At 63.0% G+C, this 13,530-nt stretch carries 14 protein-coding genes and 1 pseudogene; 6 read left to right on the top strand and 9 right to left on the bottom strand.

Features of this window, described 5'->3' with window-relative positions; genetic code table 11:
• Positions 1-4: 4 nt before the first annotated feature.
• The gene (locus tag PHS32_RS20550) at positions 5-460 is read left to right on the top strand and encodes a RidA family protein (RefSeq protein WP_301081086.1); all 456 of its coding nucleotides are present in this window, start codon (positions 5-7) and stop codon (positions 458-460) included.
• A 9-nt stretch (positions 461-469) separates the two neighbouring features.
• On the opposite strand, the gene folK is transcribed toward PHS32_RS20550, so the two are convergent.
• The 5 genes from folK to PHS32_RS20525 all read right to left on the bottom strand — a co-directional run bounded on the left by folK (position 470) and on the right by PHS32_RS20525 (position 5,072).
• A complete protein-coding gene (folK, locus tag PHS32_RS20545) occupies positions 470-934 on the bottom strand; it encodes a 2-amino-4-hydroxy-6-hydroxymethyldihydropteridine diphosphokinase (protein WP_301081084.1) in 465 nt (154 codons plus the stop codon).
• An 8-nt stretch (positions 935-942) separates the two neighbouring features.
• A complete protein-coding gene (gene pcnB, locus PHS32_RS20540) occupies positions 943-2,547 on the bottom strand; it encodes a polynucleotide adenylyltransferase PcnB (RefSeq protein ID WP_301081082.1) in 1,605 nt (534 codons plus the stop codon).
• A gap of 63 nt (positions 2,548-2,610) precedes the next feature.
• Positions 2,611-3,285, bottom strand: a complete 675-nt coding sequence (locus PHS32_RS20535; protein ID WP_301081080.1) for an HAD-IB family hydrolase — start codon at positions 3,283-3,285, stop codon at positions 2,611-2,613.
• 4 nt (positions 3,286-3,289) lie between these two features.
• Positions 3,290-3,979, bottom strand: a complete 690-nt coding sequence (gene hda / locus PHS32_RS20530; protein WP_301081078.1) for a DnaA regulatory inactivator Hda — start codon at positions 3,977-3,979, stop codon at positions 3,290-3,292.
• Positions 3,980-3,989: 10 nt separating this feature from the next.
• Positions 3,990-5,072 carry an AI-2E family transporter gene (locus tag PHS32_RS20525; protein WP_301081077.1) on the bottom strand — a complete coding sequence of 361 codons (1,083 nt, stop codon included), beginning with the start codon at positions 5,070-5,072 and terminating at the stop codon, positions 3,990-3,992.
• Positions 5,073-5,164: 92 nt separating this feature from the next.
• On the opposite strand from PHS32_RS20525, the gene purM reads away from it, so the two are divergent.
• Positions 5,165-6,208, top strand: a complete 1,044-nt coding sequence (gene purM, locus PHS32_RS20520; RefSeq protein ID WP_301081074.1) for a phosphoribosylformylglycinamidine cyclo-ligase — start codon at positions 5,165-5,167, stop codon at positions 6,206-6,208.
• A 38-nt stretch (positions 6,209-6,246) separates the two neighbouring features.
• Positions 6,247-7,434, top strand: a complete 1,188-nt coding sequence (locus tag PHS32_RS20515) for an MFS transporter (RefSeq protein WP_301081072.1) — start codon at positions 6,247-6,249, stop codon at positions 7,432-7,434.
• A 46-nt stretch (positions 7,435-7,480) separates the two neighbouring features.
• On the opposite strand, the gene PHS32_RS20510 is transcribed toward PHS32_RS20515, so the two are convergent.
• The 4 genes from PHS32_RS20510 to murJ form a co-directional block, all read right to left on the bottom strand.
• Positions 7,481-8,362 (bottom strand): PA2778 family cysteine peptidase, encoded by an 882-nt coding sequence (locus tag PHS32_RS20510; RefSeq protein ID WP_301081070.1) that lies wholly within the window; start codon positions 8,360-8,362, stop codon positions 7,481-7,483.
• 89 nt (positions 8,363-8,451) lie between these two features.
• Positions 8,452-8,841: a PA2779 family protein gene (locus PHS32_RS20505; protein WP_301081067.1), complete on the bottom strand. Its 390-nt coding sequence runs from the start codon at positions 8,839-8,841 to the stop codon at positions 8,452-8,454.
• 109 nt (positions 8,842-8,950) lie between these two features.
• On the bottom strand, positions 8,951-9,802 hold the full coding sequence (locus PHS32_RS20500) for a tetratricopeptide repeat protein (RefSeq protein ID WP_301081066.1): 852 nt from the start codon (positions 9,800-9,802) through the stop codon (positions 8,951-8,953).
• A 41-nt stretch (positions 9,803-9,843) separates the two neighbouring features.
• Positions 9,844-11,427, bottom strand: a complete 1,584-nt coding sequence (gene murJ / locus PHS32_RS20495; protein ID WP_301081065.1) for a murein biosynthesis integral membrane protein MurJ — start codon at positions 11,425-11,427, stop codon at positions 9,844-9,846.
• Positions 11,428-11,541: 114 nt separating this feature from the next.
• Here murJ and rpsT point away from each other — a divergent pair, with 114 nt between their 5' ends.
• From rpsT to PHS32_RS20480, 3 genes and pseudogenes are all read left to right on the top strand, one after another.
• Complete coding sequence (gene rpsT / locus PHS32_RS20490; protein WP_301081063.1) at positions 11,542-11,844, top strand: 30S ribosomal protein S20; 303 nt, start codon at positions 11,542-11,544, stop codon at positions 11,842-11,844.
• Positions 11,845-12,083: 239 nt separating this feature from the next.
• The gene (locus tag PHS32_RS20485) at positions 12,084-13,298 is read left to right on the top strand and encodes an aspartate aminotransferase family protein (protein ID WP_301081061.1); all 1,215 of its coding nucleotides are present in this window, start codon (positions 12,084-12,086) and stop codon (positions 13,296-13,298) included.
• Between the two features lie 31 nt (positions 13,299-13,329).
• Positions 13,330-13,530: pseudogene (locus PHS32_RS20480) on the top strand (ornithine carbamoyltransferase); the annotation flags it as partial.

The raw sequence follows: 13,530 nt of genomic DNA, 5'->3' as shown, positions 1-13,530 counted from the left end.
CAGCATGAGCATTTACGCCAAACTCGCCCAACTCAATATCACACTGCCACCGGTGGCCCTACCGGCGGCGGCCTACGTGCCTTTTGTGCAGACCGGCAACCTGGTCTTTTTAAGCGGGCACATTGCCAAAAAAGACGGCAAACCCTGGGTCGGACAATTCGGTAAAAACATCAGCACCGCCGACGGCCAGGCGGCGGCGCGCGGCATTGCCATCGATTTGATGGGCACGCTGCACGCGGCCGTCGGCGACCTCAACCGCGTCAAGTGCATCGTCAAGCTGATGTCGCTGGTCAATTCGACGGGCGACTTCACCGAGCAGCATCTGGTGACCAACGGTGCCAGTGAATTGATCGGCGAGGTCTTTGGCGCCAAGGGCGCGCACGCCCGCAGCGCTTTTGGCGTGGCGCAGGTCCCGATGGGCGCCTGCGTTGAAATCGAGATGATCGCCGAGCTGGCTTAGAGCCGGGTCTTAAAGCCGCTCGATGGCCTGCCCCCGGACTGCCTGCAATTGCGCGGCAGTCACGCGCTGCGGCGCAATCTCGGCCAGCGGCAGCAGCACAAAGGCGCGCTCGGTCAGGCGCGGATGCGGAATGACCAGGGTCTCGCTGACCATGCTGGCATCACCATAGATTAACAAATCCAGGTCCAGGGTGCGCGGCGCATTGTGGCTGGGACGCTGGCGCCCGGCCAATTGCTCAAGCCGTTGCAGGGCGGCCAACAACGCCGGTGCGCTCAGGATGGTTTGTATCTCGGCCACCGCATTGACATAGTCCGGCCCGCTGGCCGCCAGCGGCGCGCTGCGGTACAGGGACGAGCGCTTCACCAGCAGCACACCCGGGATGGCGGCAATGTCATCCAGGGCCTGGAGCAGGTTTGCCGCCGGGTCGCCCAGATTGGCGCCCAGGGCGATATAGGCGGTGACGCTGGCGCGCACGGCGCTCCTCAAGCGCCTGTCTCAGGGCTCTGTTCAGCGCCGCCGCGGGGGCCACTGGAGCGCCGGCGGCGACGCCGTTTTTTAGGCGCCTCTGCGCCCTCCGCCGGAGCGTCGATGCCGGCGTCGGATGGCGTCGGCCTGGGACCGTCGCCGCCCTCAGGGTTGGGCCCCGCGCCAGCATCGCGCACGCCGCTGCCCGGCGCCGCCACCTTGTGCACCCGGGGTGCGCGCGGTCGCCGCAATTGTTCCTCCCGTACCTGGTCCACCATGTCCTGGCGCAGGTTGTCGTCGGCCAGGCTGAATTCCTGCCACCAGTCGGCCAGTACCTCGTCAATCTCTCCGGCGTCGGCGCGCAAGCGCATGAAGTCGAAGGCGGCGCGAAAACGCGGCTGCTCCACCAGGCCAAACGGGGTGCTGCCGATGCGCTTCTCAAAGCGCGGCTGCAGCATCCAGATTTCGCGCATGTCCGCCGCCAGTTTGCCGCGACCCGAGACATCGCCGATGCGGGCATTGAAGACATCGTCGATCGCCTCCTGCAAGGCCGGGTGCGCGTGCTGTCGCTGGGCGATCCTTTGCGCCCAGCCATCGCGCACATCGGCCCACAGGGCGCAGGCCAGCAGGAAGCTGGGCGCCACCGGCTTGCCCTCGCCGACCCGGCGATCGGTGTCCTGCAAAGCGGCTTTGACAAAGATCTGGTCAGCGCGCTCCACCACCACATCCAGCAGCGGATAAATGCCGCGCGCCAGGCCCAGCGCCCTGAGTTGTTCGATCGACGCCATGGCATGACCGGTTTGCAGCAGTTTGAGCATTTCATCGAACAAGCGGCTTTGCGGCACCTCGGCCAACAGCTCCTGCGACTTGATCAGCGGGGCGGCGGTTTTCGCCTCCAGCTGGAAACCCAGGGCGCTGAGCTTGGCGGCGAAGCGCACGGCGCGGATGATGCGCACCGGGTCTTCCCGGTAGCGCGTGGCCGGGTCGCCAATCATGCGAATGATGCGTTTCTTGGCGTCCCTGATGCCATTGTGATAATCCACCACGATCTGGGCTTCCGGGTCGTAGTACATGGCGTTGATGGTGAAATCGCGCCGCACTGCATCCTCTTCCTGCGGACCCCAGACGTTGTCGCGCAGCACCCGGCCCGACGCGTCCACCGCATGCTTCATGCCGGCCAGTTCGTTCTTGCTGGTGCGCTCGTTGCCGGTTACCGCTTCCGCCGCCGCGTTATCCATGTAGGCGCGGAAGGTGGAGACCTCGATCACCTCGTTTTCCCGCCCGCGTCCGTACACCACATGCACGATGCGAAAGCGCCGGCCGATGATAAAGGCGCGTCGGAACAAGCCCTTGACCTGCTCCGGCGTCGCGTTGGTGGCGACGTCAAAATCTTTGGGTCGCAGACCGACCATCAAGTCGCGTACCGCACCGCCCACGATATAGGCTTCAAAGCCGGCATTTTTAAGGGTGCGCACCACATTGAGAGCCCGCTCGTCGACCAAAGCCGGGTCAATGCCGTGGGCGGCAACACCGACTTCCTCGCGTTTGCCAAACTGCTGCTTTTTGCCTTTTGCCGTTGCCGGCGACTTGCCCAGCAGTTTTTCGATAAATTTTTTAATCATTTAATTCACTAACCTTGTGGGACCGACCGCACACCCCATGGCGCGCCGCCTTTGTCCTCAAACTCAAAACAGGTCCAGTATGCGCCATCCGCGCTCGTTGGCCATGGCACGCAGGCGCTGGTCCGGATTGGTGGCCACCGGGTGGTTCACTTTTTCGAGCAGACTCAAATCGTTGATCGAATCGGTATAAAAAGTGCTCTCCACATCGGCCCAGCTCAACTCGCGCTGGGCCAGCCACTGCGCAACCCGTGCCACCTTGCCCTCGCGGGCCGACGGAGTGCCCTTGATCTCGCCGGTAATCCAACCGCTGCCGCCGGCGGCGCTGTCGCGCTCCAGTTCCACCGCAATCAATTCGGCGACGCCAAAAGCCTGTGCAATCGGGCGCGTCACAAATTCATTGGTGGCCGTCACGATCACCACTTCGTCGCCCGCCAGTTGATGCTGGCGAACCAGCGCCAGCGCCTGTGGCTGGATGGCGGGCTGAACCACCGAACGCATGAACTGGGCGTGCGCTGCCTGCGCCTGGACGGCACCGTGACGCCGCAGCGCCTCGGTGGCAAAGCGCACGTAATCGTGGATATCGAGTGTGCCAGCCTTGTAATGGGCAAAAAATTCGTCGTTGCGGCGACTGAAATCGATCGGATCGGTCCAGCCGATGGTGGTGGTAAAAACACCCCACGCATAGTCGGAGTCGATCGGCAACAAGGTGTGATCAAGGTCGAACAGAGCCAGTTTCATGCGTTCAGGAGTCTTCCATCATGGCTTTGATCAGCGGAATGGTGATGGCGCGCTTGGTCTGCAAGGCGTAGCCGTCGATCAGTTCCAGCAATTCCATCAGGCTGCCCAGATCGCGGCTGAAGCGCGTCAGCATGAAGTCCATCACCTCGTCGCCCAAGAACACGCCGCGGGCATCGGCAGCCTGGCGCAAGACGGCGCGCCGCTCCGCTTCACTGAGCAACTGCAACTGAAAAACATGACCCCAGCCGAAACGGGTTCTCAAGTCATCACGCAACTTCAACTCGGTGGGCGGCATGGCCCCTGCGGCCAGCACGCCGCGCTGGTGGGTTTGCGCATTGATGAACCAGTTGAAGGCGGCGTGCTGCTGCTGGGCGGTGTACAGGTGGACGTCGTCCATCAGCACGGCCGCCCAATCCTCCCTGAATTCAGGGGGGTCCAGCACGCCGGCATCGAGCCAGCCGGAACTGGCGCCCTGCTCGCGCAAGGCGTCCTGCACCGCCTTCAGCAGATGCGTCTTGCCGCTGCCCGCGCCGCCCCACAGGTAGGTCGGCACCGGCGAGCGCGCCATAGCGCCTGACTTTGCCGACCCGAGCCACAGTTCCAGGTGTCTGAGGGCAGCTTCATTGGGGCCGGCGAAAAAATTCGCCAGGGTGGGACCGGTGGCCAGGCCGATGTCAAGAGCGATCTGCTTCATGCCGGCCTCCTCATCCCAGATAGAGCTTGCTGCCACGGTAACGCGCTTGCGCTCGTCGTATCGCCACCAGCAGCACCGCGCTGGCAGGCAAGGCAATCAAGACACCGACGAAGCCCAGCAGTTGGCCAAACGCCAGCAGGGCAAAAAGCACCGCCAGGGGATGCAGTCCGATGCGTTGGCCGACCAGCCGCGGTGTCAGGAAAAAACCCTCAAGCAACTGGCCCAGGCCATACACCACGGCCACCATGATCAGGGCCTGCGCGGCACCGGCACTGGCGGCAAACTCCAGCAGGCCGGCCAGCAAGGCCAGAATCAAACCCAGGCCAAAGCCGACGTAGGGCACAAACACCGCCAGGCCGGTAAAAATACCGATCGGCAAGGCCAGGTCCAGACCAAACAAGGCCAGGCCGGCGCTGTAGTAGACCGCCAGCACCGCCATCACCAGCAGTTGGCCGCGCAGGTACTGGCCCAGCACCGCATCGGCCTCATTGGTAAAACTGTCGTAAGCGGCGCGCCCGCGCGGCGGCACGAATTCAAGCAGGCGTGCCACAAACCGGTGCCAGTCCATCAACAGATAGAACAGAGCCACCGGGATCAATATGGCATTGCTGAAAACCGTAAACGCGACACTGCCACCGAGCCTGAGCGAGCTCATGACCGAAGCCAGGGTGTCTTCGGCATTGGCGCTGAAGTATTTCAAGGCGAAGGCTTTGATGCTGGCCACGTCCAGCGAGACATTCAGACCGAACTGCGCCAAAAAAGGTTTCAGCCAGGCATTCAGGTCATCCAGCAACACCGGTACCTGCTCGCGCATCTGGGGTAATTCCTTGGCCAGAATCGGCACTATGAGCAACGCAATTCCCAGCACCAGGACGATGAACACCAGTTCCACCAGCAGCACCGCCAGCACGCGTGGCACGTGACCGCGCCCGGCAACGCCGAGACTATCCACCAAGGGCGTCAAGGCATAGGCCAGGACCGCCGCCACGACAAAAGGTGTCAGTACCGGCGCCAGCAGCCACACTGCAAAGCCAATGCCAAGCCCGATCAAGGCCCAGGCGGCGGCTCTTTTTTGAGTGGAAGTAAGTTGCATGCAGATGGCCGGTTCGAACCCGTAAAATCAGCACCAATTCTATCGGGCTCTGCCCGATCTCCCGGCCCAGCCCCGTTTCCAACGCACTGCACATGACCACAACTAACGCTTCCTCCCCCCTGTCCTACAAAGACGCCGGTGTTGACATTGACGCCGGTGATGCCTTGGTCGAACGCATCAAGCCGCTGGCCAGGAAAACCATGCGCGAAGGCGTGCTGGCCGGCATCGGTGGCTTTGGCGCCTTGTTCGAGGTGCCCAAACGCTACCGGGAACCGGTGCTGGTGAGCGGCACCGACGGTGTCGGCACCAAGCTCAAACTGGCTTTCGAGTGGGCCATGCACGATACGGTGGGCATCGACCTGGTGGCCATGAGCGTCAATGACGTGCTGGTGCAAGGGGCCGAGCCGCTGTTCTTTCTGGACTATTTTGCCTGCGGCAAGCTCGATGTCGAGACTGCCGCCGCCGTGGTGGGCGGCATCGCCCGCGGCTGCGAGATGTCCGGCTGTGCCTTGATTGGCGGTGAAACGGCGGAGATGCCGGGCATGTACCCGGCCGGCGAGTACGACCTGGCGGGTTTTTGCGTCGGTGCCGTCGAAAAATCGAAAATCCTCAATGGTTCCACGGTCCTGGCCGGCGATGTGGTGCTGGGCCTGGCATCCAGCGGCGTGCACTCGAATGGTTTTTCCCTGGTGCGCAAATGCCTGCAACGCGCGGCCGGCAACCTGCCCGCCACGTTGGACGGCAAGCCGTTCCGGCAAGCCATCATGGAGCCGACCCGGCTGTATGTGAAAAATGTGTTGTCGGCGCTGGCCCGGCACCCGGTCAAGGCTCTGGCCCACATCACCGGCGGCGGCTTGCTGGAGAATATTCCGCGGGTCTTGCCGGAAGGCTTGGCGGCGCATCTGGTCAAGGGCAGTTGGCCAAAATCCGAGTTGTTTGCCTGGCTGCAGGCCACTGCCGGCATTGACGACTTCGAGATGAACCGCACTTTCAACAACGGTATCGGCATGGTGCTGGTGATAGCTGCCGCCGACGCCGACGCCTGCGCCGCCACGCTGCGTGCCGCCGGCGAGCAGGTGTACCGGATCGGCGCCATCGCTCCGCGCGGTGCTGACGCCGCAGTGCGGGTCGACTGAGTCGCCAGCAAGGAAAGGCGGCAACCCGGGTTGCGCAAGTGTCCCAGACCGGCCAAACCCTGAGACAAATCCCCGGCAGCGTCTGGGCTCTCGGTTTTGTCAGTCTGCTGATGGACGTCTCCAGCGAGATGATTCACAGCCTGCTGCCGGTTTTTCTGGTCACCACGTTGGGCACCAGTGTTTTCGTGGTGGGCCTGATGGAAGGCGCGGCGGAAGCGACGGCGCTGATGGTCAAAGTATTTTCCGGCGTCCTGAGCGACTACTGGGGTAAACGCAAACCGCTGGCCGTTTTCGGCTACGGCTTGGGCGCCCTCTCCAAGCCCCTGTTTGCACTGGCCGGCAGTGCCGGTCCGGTTTTTGGTGCGCGCCTGATGGACCGCGTTGGCAAAGGCATTCGCGGTGCCCCGCGCGACGCCCTGGTGGCCGACATCACACCGCCCGCACTGCGGGGCGCCGCCTTTGGGCTGCGCCAGTCACTCGATACCGTGGGCGCCTTCCTCGGCCCCTTGCTGGCCATGGGCTTGATGCTGCTTTGGGCCAACGATTTCCGGGCCGTGTTCTGGGTCGCCACGATCCCCGCTTTCTTGTGCGTGGCACTGCTGGTTGTGGGGGTGCGGGAACCCGAGCGGGAGGCTGGCGCGCTGCGCAGCAATCCGATCAGCCGCGCCAATCTGCTGCGTCTCGGCGCCGACTATTGGTGGGTGGTGGGCATCGGTGCGGTGTTCACGCTGGCGCGCTTCAGCGAGGCGTTTCTGGTGCTGCGCGTGCAACAAGGCGGCCTGGGCCTGGCCTGGACACCGCTGGTGCTGATCGCCATGAACCTGATTTACGCCGCCTGTGCCTACCCGTTTGGCAAGCTGGCCGACAAAATGCCGCACGGCACGCTGCTGGCCTATGGCTTGCTGCTGCTGATAGCGGCCGACGCACTGCTGGCCTATGGCAACCAAGGGGTCTGGGTCTGGGCCGGCATCGTGCTGTGGGGCCTGCACATGGCGATGACGCAGGGCTTGCTGGCCACCATGGTGGCCGACAGCGCGCCGGCCGATCTGCGCGGCACCGCCTACGGTTTCTTCAACCTGATGAGCGGCCTGGCCATGTTGCTGGCCAGCGCCCTGGCCGGTTTGCTGTGGGACCGGTTTGGCGCTTCTTTCACTTTCCTGGCCGGCATGGCCTTCAGCGTCACGGCACTGGGCTTGCTGCTGTGGCAACCCAACCGGCGGAAGTAGTGTGTAGCAGCCCCAGCCGGCAGCGATTCAAGCTGTCGCAGTGCCTCTATTTTCCCGGCACGGTAGCGCTGGTTTCGTTGATCAAGCGGGCCAGTTCCTGGTATTGCGGCAAGCGCGCCCCGCCCAGGACAACCGCCTTGCCAATGGCTTGCGCCGCCTCATCGCGCCGGCCCTGCTCCAGCAACACCTGCGCCAGGTTGTTCCAGGCGTCGGCGAAATCCGGGTGCTCATGAACTGCCGCCTGGTAGGCGCCGATGGCGGCAGCGGCCTGGCCCAGGGCATAGGCGGTGTTGCCGGCGCCCAGCAGTGCGGCATGGTCGTCCGGCCAACGCTGCAAGGCCGCCGCGTAAGCGCTCTGGGCGGCAGCGGGATTGACGCGTTCCAGCGCACTGGCTGCCGCGGCGAAGGTCTGTGCCTCGGCGGTTGCCGGCAGCCTCCCGGGGGCCAGGGCCAGCATCGACCAGTACTGCGCGCGGGCCCAGGTTCGCTCGAAGGTGAACAAGGACATCTCCATCCGCTCGGTACGCCCGGAGTGCAGCAGCAACAGATTGCGCTCCCGGTCAAAGCCGATCACCACCGCGTAGTGCCAGACCGGGTAGAACGAGAACGCCAGGTTCTGGAACACCAGTACCGGATGGCCGGCGGCGACTTCGCGCAGCACGGCTTCAATGTTGGGATTCAAGGGATAGGCCAGCAGTCCCTGGCGTCGGGTGGCGGCCAGCATTTCCTGTTGCAGGGAGCCTTTGCGTCCCGGCAAATAGACTTGCTCGACCAGGGCCTGCGGCGTTACCTGAACACCGGCAGCAGCGGCCGCCATGGCCAACGCGGCCGGTCCACACTCGTAATCTTCCTGGGGATAAAAGGGAACCTTGCCGAGCTCCACCCGGGCCGCCAGATCGGCTGGCCACTGAGCGTCAAGCCGCGCCATTTGAGGCGTCGCGCAGCCGGTGAGCAGTAGCACGGCCAAAACAAAAACCCCCGTCAAAACGGGGGCTCGCAGACCAGTCAGGCCAGCAATCATCGAACCGAGCGGGTGAAAGGAAACACCTTGGTCAAGCCCATGATGTCGGTGACCAACAGGATGATGAAGACGGTAAACAAAACGCCCACAACTTCGCCGCCGGCCGGCGCCTGATCGATGCGGCCGGCCAGTTGCGCCACTTCAGCGTCCGACATCGCCTCGACGCGCTGGCTCGCCGCCAGCGGGCTGACGCCCTGGGCTTGCATCGCCTGGCGCACGTCATCGCGCTCCAGAAACGCGCCGACCTTGGTGCGGTTGGCGCTGCTGACACCGGCCGCGACGATCTCGTCAGTGGCAACGATGCTGGCTTGCGCCGTCAAGGGAAAACCGCTGGCGGTAAGGCAAACAATCAGACAGGAAGAAACAAGGTGTTTAAAGCTTTTCATGGGTTTTCTCGGGTGTGATAACAAAGCCGGTGCAGTTCGTGACTGAACGGAGCGACAGAATGTACGCCCCCAAAAGGGCTGGCGTCAAAGCTATTTACACCCCGAAACATCAGCTACGGGTTTTTTTCAATTCAATCACCCGCGCGGCGATGGCGCGGCGGTCCGGGCCTTCCTCGGCGTTGGCCAGATAGGTTTCCAGGTCGGCCAGCGCACGCCCGGCGTTGCCCAGTTCAGCCTGGGCCAGGCCACGGTCGCGGTACTCGGACCAGGCTTGCGGCAGCAGCACAAGCAGCCGGTCCTGCACCGCGATCAGGCGCGCCCAGTCTTGCTGGCTGGTGTGGATTTCCTTCAGGTTGCGCAGCATCCGCCCAATGATGTCGCGCGGCGGCGCCACCTGGAGATAAAGTCCCAGCGGCACTTCAAATTCATCCAGCAGGCCGCTGCGCTGCCGGTAGGGCGCCAGCCGTTCGGCCAACTCGTCGCGGCTCAGCGACTGTCCGTCCAGCGGATCAATCACCACCTGCCCCTGCGGCAGGTTCACTTTCAGCATGAAGTGGCCCGGAAAGCCGACGCCGCGCGCCGCCAGTCCCAGGCCCTGCGCCAACTCCAGCCACAACACCGCCAGCGAAATGGGAATGCCGCGACGGGTCCGCAGAACGACACTGAGAAAACTGTTGTCGGGGTCGTGGTAATGGTTGACGTTGCCGGCAAAGCTCAAATCGGAGTAGAAAAACTGGTTCACGGTACGCAGTTTCTGCAGTGGCCCGGCATCCGCCGGCAGCCGGCGTTTCAGACGGGCCAGCAATTGATCGACATCGCCCAGCACCTGCTGCACGTCCAGCTCAGGGTATTCATCCTGCGCCAGGCTGATCGCCGCCTCCAGCAGGGGAAAGTCGGTATCACTTTGCACCAGGGAGGCAAAATATTCGAGCGGAGTGGGTACCGCCAACGACAGATGCATACAAACTCCTTCCCCAACAGTATGCGCCCAACCGACCCGATTCAACGCCGCACAAGCTGCCGCAGCTTGACACCGGCAGCCCACAGAGCTGCAAAATACAAGCTGGCCGATGCCAGCAGTACTGCGGCCAGCAGCCCAATTCTTTTGAACTTCTCGGCGCGCAATTGGGTCCAGTCAAAAGCGCTGTTGGCCCACAACAAAAAGCCCAGCAACAAAGCACTGGCGGCGATCACCCGGAGTGTGAAGACACCCCAGCCCGGCTCCGGCCGGTAACTGCCGCGCCGGAGCAGGCCTCCTAGCAGCCAAGCGGCATTGATCAGGGCGCCGATGCCGATCGACAGCGTCAGCGCGGCGTGCCCCGCATGCAGGGTGTTGTCAAGCAGCGGTACCAGGACGATATTGAGCAACTGCGTGATCACCAGCACGGCCATCGCCACCCGCACCGGTGTCTTGGTGTCCTGGCTGGCGTAGTAACCCGGCGCCAGTACCTTGATCGCCACAATTCCGATCAAACCGACGCCCCAACCCATCAAGGCATAGGTGATCTGCCGTACGTCCAATTCCTTGATCGCACCGTAGTGGTACAACACGGCCACCAGTGGCTTGGCAAAGGCGATCAAGGCCACCGCGCAAGGCAGCGCCAGCAACACCACCAACCGCAAACCCCAGTCCAGCATGGCGGAGTATTTGGCACCGTCGCCGGCGGCCCGTGCGCCGGCGAGCTGGGGCATCAAAACCACGCCCATGGCGACACCCAGCAGTGCGGTCGGGAACTCCATCAGCCGGTCGGCGTAGGTGATCCAGCTGACACTGCCGCTGGCCAGATGCGAGGCAATTTGGGTGTTGATCAACATCGAAATGTGGGCCACGCTGACGCCCAGCAGCGCCGGCCCCATCAGTTTCAGAATGTTTTTGGTTCCCGGGTCGGCCCAGGCGGCACGCAGCGCGCGCCAGCGCAGGCCGACGCGGGGGGCCAGATGGAGCTTGCGCAAGGCCAGTATCTGCACGCCCAGTTGCAGCACGCCGCCCAGCAGCACGCCACCGGCCAGGGCGTAAATCGGCTCCAGGCCCAACTGCTTGAACCAGGGCGCACCGAGCCCGGCGGCGGCAATCATGGCCACATTGAGCAGCACCGGTGTGGCGGCCGGAATAGCAAACTTCTTCCAGGTATTGAGGATGCCGGCACCCAGCGCCACCAGCGACATGAACGCGATATAGGGGAACATCCAGCGTGTCATGACCACCGCCGCCTCAAAGCTGCCGGGTTTTTCCTGCAAGCCGCTGGCCATGGCCCAGACCAGGGCCGGAGCCGCAGCCACACCCAGGATGCTGGTCGCCAGCACGGCCCAAGCCAACACCGTCGCCGCCCTGTCTATCAACACTTTGGTGGCGCCCTCGCCCTGCTGCGCTTTGGACGCCGCCAGCACCGGCACAAAAGCCTGGCTGAAGGCCCCTTCGGCAAAAAAGCGGCGAAACAGATTGGGGATGCGAAACGCCACATTGAAGGCGTCGGTCAGCGCGCTGGCGCCGAAGGTCGACGCAATCAGCAGTTCACGCACCAGACCGGTGATGCGTGACACCAGGGTCAGCAGGGAAACAATGGAGGCGGATTTGAAGAGACTCACGCCGGCAAGTGTAGCTGCGACCAGGCCGCCGGCCGGGCTCCAGCCACGCTTTGACCGCCAACTGGTAGAATGCTCGGCTTTGCTGACAACATCCACAGACTCAAGGAACTCAATATGGCATCTGGAAAACCCAAGAAAAAGAACCCGCGCCTGGCGTCGGGCCGTAAGCGCGTCCGTCAGGACGTCAAGATCAACGCAGCCAACACCTCGCTGCGTTCCAAATACCGCACTGCGGTGAAGAACGTGGAAAAAGCGGTTGTCGCCGGCGATAAAGCCAAGGCCACCGAGTTGTTTGGCAAGATGCAGGCCGTGGTTGACACCGTGGCCGACAAAGGCATCTTCCACAAGAACAAGGCGGCTCGCGACAAGAGCCGTCTGTCGTCCAAGGTGAAAGCCCTGGCCGCAAAAGCCGCCTGATTACAGGCAATTCGCACGGATCAAATTTTCTGGAAAACTTGATCCGCCGTTTGTAACGGGTGCGCTGTCAGCAAAAAGCAAGGGAGCCGTCGCAAGACGGCTTTTTTGTTGCCCTAAAATCACGCTTCAACGGCCCGCCATTGAACGGGCCGGTTTTATTTTGAGACCTTGTGGGACAGACCGCAGCTACGCGAAGCGAGCCAGCTCTGTCCCCAACTGTTTGGATGGAGTCTAAAACCATGGATACCCCTTTCATTGAAGCCTCTTCGCCGCACGTGATGAACACCTATGGCCGGGTGCCGATTGCCCTGTCGCACGGTCAGGGTTGCCGCGTCTGGGACGTCAACGGCAAGTCGTATCTGGATGCCTTGGGGGGCATTGCGGTCAACACACTGGGGCATAACCACCCGAAACTGGTGCCGGCGTTGCAGGATCAACTGGCCAAGCTGATCCATACCTCCAATTACTACCATGTACCGAACCAGGAGGTGCTGGCGAAGAAACTGGTCGAACTCTCCGGCATGAGCAACGTCTTCTTCTGCTCCACCGGTCTGGAAGCCAACGAAGCGGCGTTGAAACTGGCACGCAAATTCGGCCATGACAAGGGTATTGAGCGGCCCGAGATCGTGGTCTACGAGAAGGCTTTTCACGGCCGCTCGCTGGCCACCCTGAGCGCCACCGGCAACCCCAAGATTCAGGCCGGGTTTGGTCCCCTGGTGGAGGGTTTCATCCGGGTGCCCCTCAACAACATGGAGAGCCTGCTGGCGGCGACCGCCAACAACCCGAATGTGGTGGCCGTGTTTTTCGAGGCAATCCAGGGCGAAGGCGGCATCAACACTATGCACCTGGACTACCTCAAGGCGGTGCGCCAGTTGTGCGACCAGCGCGACTGGTTGCTGATGATCGACGAGGTGCAATGCGGCATGGGGCGCACCGGCAAATGGTTTGCCCATCAGTGGGCCGGCATCAAACCCGATGTGATGCCGCTGGCCAAGGGCCTGGGCTCGGGCGTGCCTATCGGTGCCGTTGTCGCCGGTCCCAGGGCCGCCAATATTTTTCAGCCCGGCAACCACGGCACCACTTTTGGCGGCAACCCGCTGGCCATGCGCGCCGGCGTGGAGACCATTCGCATCATGGAAGAAGACGGCTTGCTGTCCAACGCCGCCAAGGTCGGCGCGCACCTGGCGGCGGCCCTGGCCCAGGCCTTGAAAGCGGAGCTGGCGAGCCAAGCGGTGAAGGAAATTCGCGGTCAGGGTCTGATGCTGGGCATTGAGCTGGCCAAGCCCTGCGCCGCACTGGTGGGCCAATGCGCCGCCAGCGGCCTGCTGATCAGCGTTACCGCCGACACGGTGATCCGCCTGGTGCCGCCGCTGATCATGAACACCGCCGAGGCCGATGAAGTGGTCAGTATCCTGTGCCCCCTGATCAAGCAATTGCTGCTGGAAGCGGCTTGACCTCTATTTGTGATTTTCCAAACCCTCTGCCATGAAGCATTACCTGCAATTCAGCGACCTGAACGCCAGTGATTACGCCTATCTGTTCGAGAGAGCCGCCCTGATCAAGAAGAAATTCAAGGCTTATGAGCGGCACCAGCCGCTGGTCGATCGAACCCTGGCCATGATTTTCGAGAAGGCCTCGACCCGCACCCGGGTCAGCTTCGAGGCCGGCATGTACCAGATGGGCGGC

It is taken from the genome of Rhodoferax sp., from assembly GCF_028714215.1.
Taxonomy (GTDB): Bacteria; Pseudomonadota; Gammaproteobacteria; order Burkholderiales; family Burkholderiaceae_C; genus Rhodoferax.
Note: the sequence above shows the minus strand (reverse complement) of the source record. Positions and strands in the feature narration are given on the sequence as shown.